This window comes from Stappia sp., assembly GCF_048268045.1.
Lineage (GTDB): Bacteria > Pseudomonadota > Alphaproteobacteria > Rhizobiales > Stappiaceae > Stappia.
The window spans coordinates 32,717-45,314 of sequence record NZ_JBLWWG010000014.1 but is presented as its reverse complement, the minus strand read 5'-3'; the positions used below and the strand labels follow the sequence as shown (position 1 = coordinate 45,314).

Below are 12,598 nucleotides of genomic sequence, written 5' to 3'. Positions count from 1 at the left end.
AGGGCGCGGGCTTTGGGAGTGGGGGCTCGCAGATCGTCCGGCGCTCGCTGCAGCCGGCAGCAGTCACTCAGTTAGTGTCGCCATTCCGAGGCCAAGGGCAGATCTCCGACCACGTCGACATGCGCGGCATCACTGGCGGCAGGTAGGCGTGTTTCGGAGAAACGGATGCGGAGCAGTCGGCCGTCATCCGTCAGCAGGTGCAGGTCCTTGCGGCCGAAGACCTGTCGCAGGGTGACGGAATCCATCCGGATGTCGCCGCTGCCAACGACTTCGCCCGGCTTGCGCAGGAAACCATCCAGATCGTAGTCCGCGCGCGCAAATATCTTGTTGCCGCATTTCAGAACGCCGCTTCCTTGAAGTCCGCCAAGATGACGCATGATCCATTACTCCTCGACGGTCCGGCACAGGAGCGCATCCGCGTCCTGCGCTGCCGCCAGTTCCTCCGGGTCGATTTCAACCGCCTCGCGCCGAACGCTCTGGACGGCAATCGCCGGAGTGTGCAGCATTGTTGCTACGCGACGGTAGGCAACAAAGGAAATCCCGGAGATCTCTTCCTCGTCTATTACCAAGCGGTAGGTTCCCGCCGGTTGCCGACCGTCCAAGGCGCTCAAAATGAACGATTGTCTGAACGTGACTTTTGTATCCGTGGTCCTGACATTCATGGCGGGGTCCAGTTCTTCCGGAGATCTGTGTTGATGGAAGTTATTTGGACGAATTTTGATTAGTGGAAGTCTGATTTCGTCAAGACATATACATTCTTGCGGGCGCTTCCGTAGATTTTGCGCGCGACGTCATAGATCCTGGTGCGCGCCTCATCGAAGGCGGCCAGGTATTGCTCCTCGCCGGGCGATGTGGTGCTGAGCGCATCCGCTTCGACAAAGAACGGCACCTCGAACATGCCGTCATGGCCGGAGAAACGAACGCGCCGGCCGGCCTCGTCATAGCTGCGGCTTCTGTTTGGAAAATTGAGCGTCATGATCGAATACCTCGTTGGCATTGGGATGCGAATTCCCAATGCGCCGCCGATCGGTCGTCGTTCGCGGACTGGATGGGAGCGCCCGTTCCCTTTTGGCGGCGGCGTGCCCCTCTTGGCGCTTGGCGATGGGCCGCAGCGCGATCCTAGGCGCGGCTCTTTGCCTTGCTGTTCGGCTGCTTGCTGCTGACCGCCTCCTTGACCTGGGAGCCGAGCAGCGCCTCCACCTTCGCGGCCGCCTTCGGCTGCTTCGGCTTTCTCACTTCGCGGTTGCTTCGCTTCTGTCCTTTGGCCATTTCCAAACTCCGATTTCCGTTTGCGGCGTCACCCGGAATTGGGTCGTGCCGTCAGTTCCTCGATGCCGTCTTCGGTCGTTACGCGCTCGTGGCGCTCTTCGTCGTTGCGGATGCGGTATTGAGGCGAATTGTCTTCGTTCACCGGCATGATCGCGATGATGCGAAAGCCATCCCCTATCGAGGGAGAGAGGCCGAACCGGCTTTTCATCCGGACTGCCTGCCCGATGACGAAACGATGGTCTGTCATGTTCTACTCTCCGATGATGTCTTTGCGCGGCGGCCTGTTCACGATGGCCGCGGCGCGAGTTGATCCCCATCAGGCGGCGCGCGCACGGTGGGGCGGCTTGCTCAGGCGGCAAGCGCGGCGGCGCAGCCCTCAGCCGCACGGCGGTTGGCTGATGCGTCGCCTGGCATGGTCGCCCAGCCGCCAGCCTCGACGAACTGACGTTGTTTGTAGGAGCCGTCGAGAGCCTTGAATTCGACAAGACGGGCGGTTGAGTCAGGGGCAGCATTGAACCGCTCGACGCAAATGAGTGCGGCCAGTTCCCCGCGTGCCGTGCTTCCCGCAGTCGACGCGAGTGTGCGCGAGGTGCCCGCCGTTACCCAGCCGCCCCAGCTGAAGCCGATGACCATTGTGGCAATCGCCGTGACGACGCACGCCCACACCAGCGTGGATTTCGCCGGATGGTAGTCGTTCCATCGCTGGCCGACGGATGGCCTTGTGTTGGCCTGTACTGGCATGATCCCGATCCCTTCTGGCTATTGTTCTGTTTATGTTCTTTAAAAGGTCGTCGCTGGCCGTTCTTGTCCCGCCCAGGTTTCTCTGTTCGGCGTGCGAAAACACTTGCCGTGCGATGCACGTGTTCCCCCGCTGCGTCGAAGGACGCCGTCGCGGTGGGGAGGAGCCGAATTTTCATGAAAGTTCTTTCTGGGCCCGTGCGCAGGGCGGGCTGATATCTTATATGGGCATGCGGGGGAGTAATTCATAGGCTTGCCGGGAAATATTTGTTCAGGAAAAGACATGTCCCGCGCTCTGTATGACAATTCCGCGCACCAAGTTTTTTACATCAACCCTTGTTTTGGTCGCCGGTACGATCTATGTGATAGAAATCGATCTTGTTTGTCGGACTTGGTTACCGCGCGAGCAATCGCGCTTATGGCGATGTTCCCTATCAAAATCGACTTGAATGCATAAAACCCGCGTTCGGCGCGGTACGCGTCGCGTACAGTGTCCGATTGAAAAGGAAATCGTCATGAATACTGGTACCGTCAAGTTCTTCAACGCCACCAAGGGCTTTGGTTTCATTCAGCCGGACGACGGCGCTGCGGACGTCTTCGTCCACATCTCGGCCGTCGAGCGCGCCGGCATGCGCACCATCGTCGAGGGCCAGAAGCTCAGCTACGAAGTCGTCAGGGACAACCGTTCGGGCAAGAGCGCCGCGGAAAACCTGCAGACCGTATAAGTTTCGTCTTCGACCCGCGCCCACTTCGGTGGTGCCGCGGGTCATTTGAGACGACTGGAAAGGTCGGGCCTTGCCCGGCCTTTTTCCTTGTGAGCCCTGTCGGGAGGAGACCGGCGGCAGGGCTGAAGCCAAGACCCGGAGATGGGGCAGGCATGACCGAATGTGGCAGCGCGACGCTTTGACGGCGCGCGACGGCGATGAGACGCCCGGCCGCATACTGCCCTGAACAGGGGTGGCAGACAGCGTGATCCCGCGGGCCGATAGGTTTCGTGTTGCGTGGGATCGTTCGTTTGCGGGTGCTTTGCTTTTCTCCGAAACGGGTCCGCCTTCGGAGGCCTTGTGAAAACCAAAGATGCAGGCGCTGTCGCCATCGACCGCAAGGATCGCTCCTGGACGGCGATTCTAGCGGCCTACCGGCAACCTGACCCGATCCGTAGCACGGTCGAAATCGCCATAACGGCACTGTCTTTCGTCGCGCTGTGGGCGTTGACTGCGGTGGCCGTGGTCAACGGGGTCTGGTGGGGCCTTCTGCTGACGGTTCCCACGGCGGGCTTTCTTGTCCGCCTCTTCATCCTGCAGCATGACTGCGGCCATGGCGCGTTGTTCGCTCGCCGTGGCCTCAACGACTGGACCGGGCGCGTGATCGGTGTCTTCACCCTCACGCCCTATGACTACTGGCGCCGTACGCATGCCGTCCATCACGCGACGGCGGGTAATCTCGACAAGCGCGGCATCGGCGACGTGGCGACGCTGACAGTCAAGGAATACCTTGCGCTCTCCACTTGGGGGCGTCTGCGATACCGGCTCTATCGCCATCCAATTGTGATGTTCGGTCTCGGGCCGGCATGGCTTTTCATCTGCCAGTACAGGGTGCCGCTCGGCCTGATGCGGGCCGGAGTCCAGCCGTGGGCCTCGACGATCGCCACCAATATAGGCGCGGCCCTTCCGGTTGCCGCCCTGATGTGGCTGATGGGTGTCGGGCCCTTTCTCATGGTGCAGCTTCCGATCACGCTGATGGCTGCCACTGCCGGTGTCTGGCTTTTCTACATCCAGCACCAGTTCGAGGACACGCAGTGGTCGGACAACGAGGATTGGAACTTCCAGGATGCGGCGTTGCACGGCAGCTCGCACTATGACCTTCCCGTCGTGCTGCGCTGGTTCACCGGAAACATCGGAATTCACCACGTCCATCATCTCGCGGCGAAAGTGCCATTCTATCGTCTGCCCGAGGTGCTGCGGGATCATCCGGATCTGCACGACATGAGCCGTATAACCTTCCGCCAGAGCTTGCGTTGCGTGAAACTCGTGCTTTGGGATGAGAACTCCAGGCGTCTCGTTTCGTTTCAGGATGTTCGGGCTGCTGCCTGAGGCCGGTACGGACCGGTACGCGGGGCGATGTCCTGGCGAACAAAGCGGGTTGGGGGATCGCCAACGACGCGATGGAACATTGTCGAGAAGGCGCTCGGGCTTTCGTATCCCAGATTGAGTGCGACCTCGGTCACAGATGCTCCCGCCGACAGGCGCGGGATCGCGGCGAGCAGGCAGGCCTGTCGGCGCCAGACGCTGAACGACATTCCGGTTTCCTGACGGAAATGCCTCGAGAAAGTTCGGCGGCTTGTGTTGAGCCGGCGCGCCCATGCGTCCGGGGCGGCCTTCAGGTGCGGTTCACGCAGGAACTCCTTGCACAAGGCTGCGAGCGTGTCGTCCTGCGGAAGCGGTGCGAAGAGCGGAACCGATCTGGCTTCCCTGATCTCATGAAGGACCAAGGCCAGCAGGACGCCGTCGCGGCCGGTTTCGTCGTAGAGCGGCGGGATGTCTGCGGTGGCCAGCAGAAGCTGGTGGAGCAGGGGGCTGACGACCAGCACCTCGCAGCGACGCGCTGGCCGGGGAGCGTCCGCAGGCTCGACATAGAGAGAGCGCGTGCTTGCGTCGATCATGTGCACGCGGTGCGGCTGGCCGGCCGGGATCCACACGCCCGCATGGGTCGGCACCACCCAGGCGCCATCCGGTGTTTCCACCTCCATCAATCCCGTCGCGCTGTAGAGAAGCTGTGCCCGCCGATGACGATGCGTTTCCAGCAGCGTGCCGGGGGCGTGGTCGGTGGCGATTGGCAGGACCGCACGTGGCGTGCGATCCACCGTTTCCAGTGAGATATTGCGCATTGCGTTCCCGATTGGCCGAAACTCGATGATCCTTGGCCAGTCTACGAAAGACGGCCAATGCGGGCGAGTCTAGGAAAGACGCCAGTATGAACGACGCTGGCGGTTCGACATGTATCTTCTTCTTCTTGCATCCGGGGTGATTGCCGGGGTCACGACCTTGCTGTTCGGTTTTGGCGGCGGGTTCATCGTCGTGCCGCTCGTCTACGCGATGTTGACAGCCGGTGCGCTTGGCGAGGCGATGCAGGCGGATGCGATGCATGTGGCCGTTGCCACCTCGACCTGCGCGATGATCTTCGCCAGCTTGATGGGGACGCTCAGACACAACCGGAAGGGCACGATCGACTGGGCACAGGTCCGCCCCTTGATCATTCCCATTTGCATTGGCGCGGCGGCCGGGGCCCGGGTGGCGATGTCGCTGAGTGGCGACTGGGTGCGTTGGGTTTTCGTCGCCTATCTTGGTCTTACCATCCTCGACAGTCTCGCAAGGCCTGGCTTCATGGCGCGGCAGGGGGACGGCAAGGCGCCGCTCGGACCTTTGGCCGCGACCCTCTTCGGGGTTCCGATCGGGCTGGTCGCCGCGTTTCTCGGCGTGGGGGGAAGCGTGATGACCGTGCCGCTGATGCGCCGACGCGGCGCGAGCATGACTGGCGCGACGGCGATGGCCAGCCCGCTGTCGCTGCCGATGTCGATCGCCGGAACGGCGATCTATGTTCTGCTCGCCTGGGACCATGCCTCCGCCGCCAGCCTCGGCTATGCAGGATATGTCGACTTGCGGGCACTGCTGGCACTGACCGTCGGTTCGTGGGGGGGGATTTCGCTCGCTTCGCGCTTCGTTGGGCGTATCCCCGACCGTGTCCACACCCGCGTCTATCTGTTTCTGCTGGCGCTGGTCACGCTCGTGATGATCCTCGTTTGAAGATGAAAGCCGCTCGCACGGATGAGATCACATGCGGCTTGCCGCTTCGCGTGAGCCGATGATCCGACCGGGGGCGTCCTCGGGTATCCGTCCAGTTCGCAGCCAGGCGAGCGCCAGCGGCCAGAGGCTCGCCCGGAAGCGGTCGTGGAAGAAGGCGAAATGCCCGATCCTGTCCGCGCCGATGTCGGAAGGCGCGATGCGCAGATGTGTGCGCGGGCTGTTGACGAAATAGCCGAGTAGCCGGTCGATTGCCTCCGTCGTGCCATGGGAGTCGTCGGCAATGCCGATGGCCAGCGTCGGCGCGCGCACCTGCGCGAAGCGGCGTTTGAGGGCCAGCCCCTCGGGTTCTCCATTGATGCTTCTGCCCGGGCGGACGGTGTCCTCGAAGCGGGCCTTCATACGGCTCCAGTCGCGCACCACGCCGGCGGGCGTATCCTCGAGCCAGCCGAGGCGTTTGCCGGGGAAGTAACCAAGCAGCCACGTTAGCGCCGGCATGAAGACATGCCATTTCACGAACATGCGTTTTCGGTCAGCCACGCCATAGTCGCGCCAATAGGCGAACTGGGCGCCAACCGTGAGAATGCTGCGGATGCCGGAATTGGAGGGCGCGAGCCCGACAGCGAAGCCGCCGATCGAATGTGCGACCACCTGGACTGGCTGGCCCGGAAAAGTCGCGGCGGCGAAGCGCAGCGCAGCCTCCAGATCGTGTTCACCCCAGTCGACCCAGTCCGCCTGAAAGGTGCGCATCGCCGCCGGGCGCGACTCACCGATGCCGCGATAGTCGAAGGTCAGGACATCGAAGCCGTTCGCGAACAGATAGTCGGCGAAACGCGAATAGTAGCGGCAGCGAACCGAGGTGGCGGCGGTGATCACCACGACCGGACGGACGGCGCAGTCGCCCGCGTGCTTCCAGAGAAACCCTCCGAGCGTGATGTTCCCGTCCGCGGCGGCGACCCGAAAGGCTTCTCCCGCCCGCAAGGGCGCATCCTCGAAATCCGCGTGAACCGAGCGCATTCGACGTCCCTCATTCCTGCTTCACCCAGCGGGCCGGTGCCTGCGCCGCCCCCGTGCGAGGATCCGAAACCCCATGGCCGCTTGTCCAATGACGAAGTTTCAAAAGGGTCTCAAGCCTTCTCACTTGTTCGGGGCCTGGAAAGGCGGGCTACTTCCCCTCGACACTTCGCGCGTCTGACGAAGGAATCGGAGGTATTGGGCAATGAAGGCCTTCGTCCTCGTTGTGCTTCTCGATTTGCTGAGCGGCCATTGTCCGGACAAGAAAACGGCGGCCGCGCGCGCTTCGTCCGGCCCTTAGGCACGGCTAGCGGTTGCGAAGCGTGGCGGGGCCGTTGTCCCGAATATCAGTGGCAGGCGGTCCGGCGCGCGTGCGGACTGCGCCTTGCCGGTCGCCGGGTTCGGCTGGCGGCGGGTGTTGCCGCCGCAGTGCCGGCCACAGGTACCAGGCCACGGAGCCGAGCACGACTGCTCCGCCGAAAAGGGCCCCGGCGCCCGGGTTTTCAGAAAAGGCGATCCATACCCATACCGGACCGAAGACGACGTCAAGCAGGCAGATCATCGCCGCTTCGGCGGAGGCAAGTCGGCGGCTGCCCATCAGAAACAGCAGGAATGCAAGCGCCGTTGTGAAGACACCGAGACCCAGCGTCAAAATGAGGTCCCGTGCTCCGGGAATCTCGCCGGATGTCATCGGCAATGTGGCGAGGGCGCAGAGCGCGGAACCGGCGGCGTTGATCAGAGCGATATCGGTGCGCGGAAATTTGCGGGCGACGAGGAGCAGTGCTGCGAAACAGAGGGTCATGGCGACTGCGAGCGCGGTCCCCGGCAGGCTGGATGAGTGGAGTGCCGTGCCGGCGACGCAGACGACGCCTGCAAGGGACGCGCTGCTGGCGATCAGGGCGCGGCGTTGGATTTGCTCGCGCAACACCAGCCAGGCGAGCCCGGCGCTCATGAAAGGCAGCGTGGCGTAGATGACCAGAACATTGGCGACCGTTGTCAGCCTCAGCGCGGCGACATAGCCGAACATGGCGAGCGCTGCGAGCACCGCGCCAAGGAGCCCCGGCAGGCCGAATGCCCCTGGACCCCGGCGGCGGGCAACGGCGACGACCGCCAGGCACAGGCTCGCGAAGACGGAGCGCCAGAAGATCAGATCCCAGACGGGCAGGTCCGTGGCGCGAACAAAGAGGCCGGCAAGGCTCCACATGAGGGTGCCTGTCGTCACCAGGAGCAGGCCCTTTGTGCGGTGGCGATCCATTTGATCCTCACGATTTAGCTCTAAGACGACCGGTCTACTTTGTTGTGATTTGACACGCTAAGACGACCGGTCTATTTTTGTCAAATGACAAAACGGCGGAACACACGCGAGCTTCTGGTGGATGAGGGGGTAACGGCCTTTCTGGCCAGAGGCTATGAAGGTGTCGGCATTCAGCAGATCCTGGCGGGGGTCGGGGTGCCGAAGGGATCTTTCTACAATCACTTCGCAAGCAAGGAGGATTTTGCGCGCGAGGTGATCGATGCCTATGAGCGTCGCTACGAGATGTTCGTTACCGACTGTTTCTCGGGAGACGCCGCGCCACTCGAACAGCTTCGCGACTATTTTGCGCGTCTCGAGGAGCAGATGCGCGACGCCGGAGCATCCGCCGGATGCCTCTATGGTGTTCTGTCGCAGACCAGCGCGCCGCATAGCGAGGTGCTGAGGGAATGCCTCAAGCAGGCGTTCGCCAGGTGGCGAGCCAATCTGATCAAGCTTCTGGAGGCGGCAAGGGCGGCCGGCGACTTGACGTTTGCTACGGATATCGGGTCGCTCGCCGATGCCATCATCGATTCCTATGAGGGCGCGCTGGTGCGGATGCGGGCCGAGGGAAGCATTGCACCCGTCTCCCGGTTTCGCGCGGTGACACTGGAACGGCTGCTCGGCGCCGCCGGCTGAACAGGCTGAAGCGGGCCCCGGCGCGGCGCGTGCGATGCTGTCTGAGGCACTGGCCCTTGCTGTTTTTGGGCAGCAGAGTTCCCGCTGGTTCAAGATCGCGGAGAGAGAATTGCGCAAGGATGTTCTTCAGGTGGACGCGTTCGCCCACCGGCCGCTCTTCGGCAATCCGGCTGCCGTGGTGTTCGACGTGGACGATATGAGCGGCGAGACCATGCAGAAAATAGCGCAGGAGATGAACCTCTCTGAAACGGTATTCCTCTGTCGTCCGCGCGATGGAGAGGCCGGCTGTCGCGCCAGGATCTTCGCGCCGGGCGAAGGGGGCGGCGGAGGGGATCCTGTGTGTGGCTCGGGGAACGGTGCCATCGCTGCCTGTGTTGCCCGTCATCTCGACAAGACCAAGACGGCGGGTGTCTACAGGGTCAAGCAGGGCATCGAGATCTGCCGCGACGGATCGATCCATCTTTCGTGGAAACGCCAGGGCAAAACGCTCGAGATCGAGGTGGGCGGGCAAGCCGTGACGGTGTTGCGCGGAGAACTTCTGCGTCAGGGGTGAGCGCTGCATGCGGCCAGCCGAAGGGCGTTTTCGGCAGAATGTGCAGGCGATAGAGCGCGCCGGCGCGTGCTTCAGGCAGGCATCGATCTGACGAGAAGCTCCACCGCCTGTTCGAGCCCGGTTTCATCGTGGGTGGCGAAGCCGAGCCGGAAGGCCTCCGGTGGATGCGAGATGTCGAGCGTGAAGCGCGCGCCCGGAAGCAGGGAGAGGCCGAGGCTGCCTGCATTCGATGCCCAGCTTTCCGCACTGAGACCCGGGGCAAGGCGCAGCCAGATGGCAAGCCCGCCCGCCGGCAGGCTGAACTCGGCATGATCCGAAAGCCTGGCTTTCAGCAACTCGGCGAGGTGGTTCCTGCGGGTGTGATAGATTCGACGCGTCTTGCGCGTATGCCGCCGAAGCGTACCGTCGGCGATGATCTCGCCGAGCGCGTGCTCCAGAGGCAGGTCTCCCTGCCGGTCGATGGCCTCGCGTCGGTCGGCCATTGCGCGCAGGATCGCCGGAGGCGCCAGCGCATAGCCGACGCGAATGCCTGGCGCGATAAGCTTCGACAAAGAGCCGATGTGCACGACGGCGACATCCGGCTCGCCGCGTGCGGCGAGCGGCAGCACCGGCCGCCCCTCGAAGCGATATTCATGGTCGTAATCGTCCTCGATGAGGACGAAGCGGAAGCGTCTGGCGAGCTCGAGCAGCCGCAACCTGCGCGCCATGCCCAGCGTCGTGGTCGTGGGATACTGGTGGTGCGGGGTCACATAGACGGCCTTGAGATGCCTTTCACATGAGGCCAGCCGCTCCAGAAAGTCGAGGTCGATGCCGCCTTCGTCCTGAGGGACGCCGACGATGCGCGCGCCTGCCGCGCGGAAGGCAGACCATGCCAGCGGATAACCCGGGGTTTCCACGGCAATCGCCATGCCGGGGCCGGCAACGGTGCCGGCTGCCAGAAAAAGGGCCATCTGGCTGCCGCGGGTGATCAGTATATCGCCTGGCGCGACCGCAAGGCCCCGTTCATCCTTGAGGTAGAAGGAGAGGGCCTCGCGCAGGAACGGCGCGCCGCGCGGGTCGCCATGGAGGTTGCCGGAAAGGAAGGACGGGGAAGTCAAGGCCCGGCGGAAGGCCTGTCCAAGCGGTATGGCCGGTGCGAGGCGCGGATCCGGGGCTCCGTCGGACAGGCTCAGAAGCGGTTTCGTCGCGCAGGCCGCTGTCGGTCCATGGGTGCCATCAGGGGGGACGACGTGCCGCTCGGTCGCGAAATCGGGCAGGTCGCGCGCCACGAAGGTGCCGCGCGACGGTCTGGTCGCGAGCCATCCCTGCATGATCAGCTCTTGATAGGCGGCGTCGACGGTGTTCCGGTTGAGCGACAAGGACTTCGACAGGGCACGGGTGCCAGGAAGCGGGTCTCCGGGCTTGAGGCGGCCTTTCTCGATCTCGGCAATGATCGAACGGGCCAGGGCCAGGAACACCGGCTCCCGGCCTTCCTGTCCTATCTCGATCGCCAGCGTCGCGCCCTTGCCCATCCGGCCTGTCCAATGTCGATGCCCGACCGATAGTGAGCGGGCCGGTTATGGATCGCATACTCCCTGCCGCCTTGCCAGCGTCGTGCAGCGCCGGCGACCGTTTCAGGTGTTGCTTTGCGCGGGACGGAATGTGACGACGAGCATGTCACGCGAGGCTGGCAGATCGGGATCGCGCCGGGCAACCGGCGTGGCGCCATGCACCAGACGGCGATCATCAAGCAAAACCGCCTCAAACGGCTGCCGCAGGGTGAAACGCGCAAGCGCCTCTCCTCCGGGCGTCTGGATCTCGCTCTCGCCACCCGTCACGTTGCGCCTGTCGACAAGCATCATGAAGACCCAGTCTACACCGTCCCGGTGCATGCCTTCCGGCGTCGGTTGGCCTGGCGTGGCCGCTTCCGCCTCGATGCGGAACTGGTGTACCTCGACCGTCCTTTCCCGTTCGCCTTCCGCCACCGAAATGACGCTGGCCATCGTTTGCAGGAGGCCGCGCAACAACGGGGAGAGGCCGTCTTCGTCCGTCACGGGGGCGAACCAGCGCTCGATGCCGCCGTTCAGCGGATTGTGGTCGCGGCTCTGGTAGTGCGGCCGGTGGGGCAAACGCTCCAGGGAGCCGTTCATTGCGAAAACGGCAAAGCGGCGACGTCGGTATGTCCCGCCGTCGCCCATGTGGGAATCGCGCGGCAGGTCGCTCCAGCTCTCGGCGAAACGATTTCGGTCCTGCAGCGCATCGTCCGTGAGCAGGCTTTCCAACGTCCAGGCGGGGATCCTTGCAAATCCGTCCCGCGCCAGCTGCCTGCCAAGTTCCGATACCGTTCCTTCTGCGCCCGCCATGTGGTCGACACATGGTGCGTCCTGCGCACCGGCGATGCTGCGGCTTTCCAATGCCCGACACTCCGCAAGAGACTTCGATATCGCGAACCATATGAGTTTTCCGGCCCCGTTGAATGGGCCAGTTTTTTCAAGACTGCTGGGCCGGTTGGTCGTGGCTGTAAGGGCGCGCGGAGCGGCTACAGCCAGAACCGATAGGCATAGGCGACGGTCATCACGCTTCCCGCGAGGATGACGACTGTGCGGATGATGGCGGCAGGCAGGATGCGGATCAGGTATCCGCCAAGATATCCGCCGACCAGCGCCCCCAGCAGCATGGGCCAGGTCACGGGCCACGAGACGGCACCATTGATCAGGAAGAAGGCGTTCGCAAACAGGGCGGCAATGGTTGCAAGCAGGTTCTTCAGAACCTTGACCTTGCGAATGTCGTCCGGCTCGGACAGGGAAAGAAGCGCGGTCAGGATGATGCCGAGGCCGGCGCCGAAGAAGCCGCCGTAGACGGCAGCGGCCGCGAGGCCTGCCTTTTCCCGGGCCTGTCCCTCCGCTTTTCCCCGGCCGGCGCGAACGCTTGCCGCGGCAATTCGCGGAGCGAAGGCGAAGAGGGCGGTCGCGAGCCCGATCAGTGCCGGGACGGGAAGCACGAAAGCCTCCGCCGGTACCGCGAGCAGTAGACCGGCACCGGCGAGACCTCCCAGTCCCGAGAGAGTGAGCAGGGTCCAAAGATGCCTGTCGAACGGCGGGATGCTTCGCCAGTCGGCGAGCGCTGCGAGCAGGTGTCCGGGGGACACCGCGACCGCATTTGAGGCATTGGCCGTCACCGGTGGCAAACCGACGGCCATCAGCACCGGAAAGGTGATGAGCGTTGCGCCGCCGGCGACCGCGTTCACGATGCCTCCGACGACACCGACCGAGAGCAGGGCGAGGGTTACGAGATCGAGATGTTCCATGACCCGCT

Annotated in this window: 17 protein-coding genes; 5 read left to right on the top strand and 12 right to left on the bottom strand. The window is 63.6% G+C overall.

Going from position 1 to position 12,598, the window contains the following annotated elements; translation table 11 throughout:
- Positions 1–71: 71 nt before the first annotated feature.
- The 6 genes from ACN0WF_RS18090 to ACN0WF_RS18065 all read right to left on the bottom strand — a co-directional run bounded on the left by ACN0WF_RS18090 (position 72) and on the right by ACN0WF_RS18065 (position 2,010).
- Positions 72–377: a hypothetical protein gene (locus tag ACN0WF_RS18090; protein ID WP_417774160.1), complete on the bottom strand. Its 306-nt coding sequence runs from the start codon at positions 375–377 to the stop codon at positions 72–74.
- Positions 378–383: 6 nt separating this feature from the next.
- The gene (locus tag ACN0WF_RS18085) at positions 384–662 is read right to left on the bottom strand and encodes a hypothetical protein (RefSeq protein WP_417774159.1); all 279 of its coding nucleotides are present in this window, start codon (positions 660–662) and stop codon (positions 384–386) included.
- A gap of 59 nt (positions 663–721) precedes the next feature.
- Positions 722–976, bottom strand: coding sequence for a DUF1488 domain-containing protein (locus ACN0WF_RS18080; protein WP_417774195.1), 255 nt, complete (start codon positions 974–976; stop codon positions 722–724).
- 143 nt (positions 977–1,119) lie between these two features.
- Positions 1,120–1,269 carry a hypothetical protein gene (locus ACN0WF_RS18075; protein ID WP_417774158.1) on the bottom strand — a complete coding sequence of 50 codons (150 nt, stop codon included), beginning with the start codon at positions 1,267–1,269 and terminating at the stop codon, positions 1,120–1,122.
- A 28-nt stretch (positions 1,270–1,297) separates the two neighbouring features.
- Complete coding sequence (locus ACN0WF_RS18070; protein ID WP_417774157.1) at positions 1,298–1,516, bottom strand: hypothetical protein; 219 nt, start codon at positions 1,514–1,516, stop codon at positions 1,298–1,300.
- Between the two features lie 101 nt (positions 1,517–1,617).
- Positions 1,618–2,010, bottom strand: coding sequence for a hypothetical protein (locus tag ACN0WF_RS18065; protein WP_417774156.1), 393 nt, complete (start codon positions 2,008–2,010; stop codon positions 1,618–1,620).
- A gap of 512 nt (positions 2,011–2,522) precedes the next feature.
- On the opposite strand from ACN0WF_RS18065, the gene ACN0WF_RS18060 reads away from it, so the two are divergent.
- Complete coding sequence (locus tag ACN0WF_RS18060; protein ID WP_417774155.1) at positions 2,523–2,732, top strand: cold-shock protein; 210 nt, start codon at positions 2,523–2,525, stop codon at positions 2,730–2,732.
- Between the two features lie 339 nt (positions 2,733–3,071).
- On the top strand, positions 3,072–4,100 hold the full coding sequence (locus ACN0WF_RS18055) for a fatty acid desaturase (RefSeq protein WP_417774154.1): 1,029 nt from the start codon (positions 3,072–3,074) through the stop codon (positions 4,098–4,100).
- Here the strand turns inward: ACN0WF_RS18055 and ACN0WF_RS18050 are convergent.
- On the bottom strand, positions 4,076–4,894 hold the full coding sequence (locus ACN0WF_RS18050) for an AraC family transcriptional regulator (protein ID WP_417774153.1): 819 nt from the start codon (positions 4,892–4,894) through the stop codon (positions 4,076–4,078). The two genes, ACN0WF_RS18055 and ACN0WF_RS18050, sit on opposite strands and share 25 nt — an antisense overlap.
- Positions 4,895–5,003: 109 nt before the next feature.
- Between ACN0WF_RS18050 and ACN0WF_RS18045 the strand changes: the two genes are divergently transcribed.
- Complete coding sequence (locus tag ACN0WF_RS18045) at positions 5,004–5,810, top strand: sulfite exporter TauE/SafE family protein (RefSeq protein ID WP_417774152.1); 807 nt, start codon at positions 5,004–5,006, stop codon at positions 5,808–5,810.
- A 27-nt stretch (positions 5,811–5,837) separates the two neighbouring features.
- On the opposite strand, the gene ACN0WF_RS18040 is transcribed toward ACN0WF_RS18045, so the two are convergent.
- Both ACN0WF_RS18040 and ACN0WF_RS18035 read right to left on the bottom strand, forming a co-directional pair.
- Positions 5,838–6,824: an alpha/beta fold hydrolase gene (locus ACN0WF_RS18040; RefSeq protein ID WP_417774151.1), complete on the bottom strand. Its 987-nt coding sequence runs from the start codon at positions 6,822–6,824 to the stop codon at positions 5,838–5,840.
- A 304-nt stretch (positions 6,825–7,128) separates the two neighbouring features.
- Positions 7,129–8,076: a DMT family transporter gene (locus tag ACN0WF_RS18035; RefSeq protein WP_417774150.1), complete on the bottom strand. Its 948-nt coding sequence runs from the start codon at positions 8,074–8,076 to the stop codon at positions 7,129–7,131.
- An 84-nt stretch (positions 8,077–8,160) separates the two neighbouring features.
- Between ACN0WF_RS18035 and ACN0WF_RS18030 the strand changes: the two genes are divergently transcribed.
- Positions 8,161–8,751 (top strand): TetR family transcriptional regulator C-terminal domain-containing protein, encoded by a 591-nt coding sequence (locus ACN0WF_RS18030; RefSeq protein ID WP_417774149.1) that lies wholly within the window; start codon positions 8,161–8,163, stop codon positions 8,749–8,751.
- 34 nt (positions 8,752–8,785) lie between these two features.
- On the top strand, positions 8,786–9,304 hold the full coding sequence (locus ACN0WF_RS18025) for a PhzF family phenazine biosynthesis protein (RefSeq protein ID WP_417774148.1): 519 nt from the start codon (positions 8,786–8,788) through the stop codon (positions 9,302–9,304).
- A 71-nt stretch (positions 9,305–9,375) separates the two neighbouring features.
- On the opposite strand, the gene ACN0WF_RS18020 is transcribed toward ACN0WF_RS18025, so the two are convergent.
- From ACN0WF_RS18020 to ACN0WF_RS18010, 3 genes are all read right to left on the bottom strand, one after another.
- Complete coding sequence (locus tag ACN0WF_RS18020) at positions 9,376–10,815, bottom strand: PLP-dependent aminotransferase family protein (RefSeq protein WP_417774147.1); 1,440 nt, start codon at positions 10,813–10,815, stop codon at positions 9,376–9,378.
- A gap of 102 nt (positions 10,816–10,917) precedes the next feature.
- Positions 10,918–11,565: a 2OG-Fe dioxygenase family protein gene (locus ACN0WF_RS18015; protein WP_417774146.1), complete on the bottom strand. Its 648-nt coding sequence runs from the start codon at positions 11,563–11,565 to the stop codon at positions 10,918–10,920.
- A gap of 257 nt (positions 11,566–11,822) precedes the next feature.
- Positions 11,823–12,590 (bottom strand): sulfite exporter TauE/SafE family protein, encoded by a 768-nt coding sequence (locus tag ACN0WF_RS18010; protein ID WP_417774145.1) that lies wholly within the window; start codon positions 12,588–12,590, stop codon positions 11,823–11,825.
- Between the last annotated feature and the right edge of the window lie 8 nt (positions 12,591–12,598).

What these genes read in the sequence shown, in the direction of transcription:
- ACN0WF_RS18035 (WP_417774150.1), bottom strand. Translation starts at nt 8,076, where the DNA reads ATGGATCGCCACCGCACAAAGGGCCTGCTCCTGGTGACGACAGGCACC.
- ACN0WF_RS18080 (WP_417774195.1), bottom strand. Translation starts at nt 976, where the DNA reads ATGACGCTCAATTTTCCAAACAGAAGCCGCAGCTATGACGAGGCCGGC.
- ACN0WF_RS18025 (WP_417774148.1), top strand. Translation starts at nt 8,786, where the DNA reads ATGCTGTCTGAGGCACTGGCCCTTGCTGTTTTTGGGCAGCAGAGTTCC.
- ACN0WF_RS18075 (WP_417774158.1), bottom strand. Translation starts at nt 1,269, where the DNA reads ATGGCCAAAGGACAGAAGCGAAGCAACCGCGAAGTGAGAAAGCCGAAG.
- ACN0WF_RS18045 (WP_417774152.1), top strand. Translation starts at nt 5,004, where the DNA reads ATGTATCTTCTTCTTCTTGCATCCGGGGTGATTGCCGGGGTCACGACC.
- ACN0WF_RS18090 (WP_417774160.1), bottom strand. Translation starts at nt 377, where the DNA reads ATGCGTCATCTTGGCGGACTTCAAGGAAGCGGCGTTCTGAAATGCGGC.
- ACN0WF_RS18040 (WP_417774151.1), bottom strand. Translation starts at nt 6,824, where the DNA reads ATGCGCTCGGTTCACGCGGATTTCGAGGATGCGCCCTTGCGGGCGGGA.
- ACN0WF_RS18085 (WP_417774159.1), bottom strand. Translation starts at nt 662, where the DNA reads ATGAATGTCAGGACCACGGATACAAAAGTCACGTTCAGACAATCGTTC.
- ACN0WF_RS18065 (WP_417774156.1), bottom strand. Translation starts at nt 2,010, where the DNA reads ATGCCAGTACAGGCCAACACAAGGCCATCCGTCGGCCAGCGATGGAAC.
- ACN0WF_RS18020 (WP_417774147.1), bottom strand. Translation starts at nt 10,815, where the DNA reads ATGGGCAAGGGCGCGACGCTGGCGATCGAGATAGGACAGGAAGGCCGG.
- ACN0WF_RS18050 (WP_417774153.1), bottom strand. Translation starts at nt 4,894, where the DNA reads ATGCGCAATATCTCACTGGAAACGGTGGATCGCACGCCACGTGCGGTC.
- ACN0WF_RS18030 (WP_417774149.1), top strand. Translation starts at nt 8,161, where the DNA reads ATGACAAAACGGCGGAACACACGCGAGCTTCTGGTGGATGAGGGGGTA.
- ACN0WF_RS18010 (WP_417774145.1), bottom strand. Translation starts at nt 12,590, where the DNA reads ATGGAACATCTCGATCTCGTAACCCTCGCCCTGCTCTCGGTCGGTGTC.
- ACN0WF_RS18060 (WP_417774155.1), top strand. Translation starts at nt 2,523, where the DNA reads ATGAATACTGGTACCGTCAAGTTCTTCAACGCCACCAAGGGCTTTGGT.
- ACN0WF_RS18070 (WP_417774157.1), bottom strand. Translation starts at nt 1,516, where the DNA reads ATGACAGACCATCGTTTCGTCATCGGGCAGGCAGTCCGGATGAAAAGC.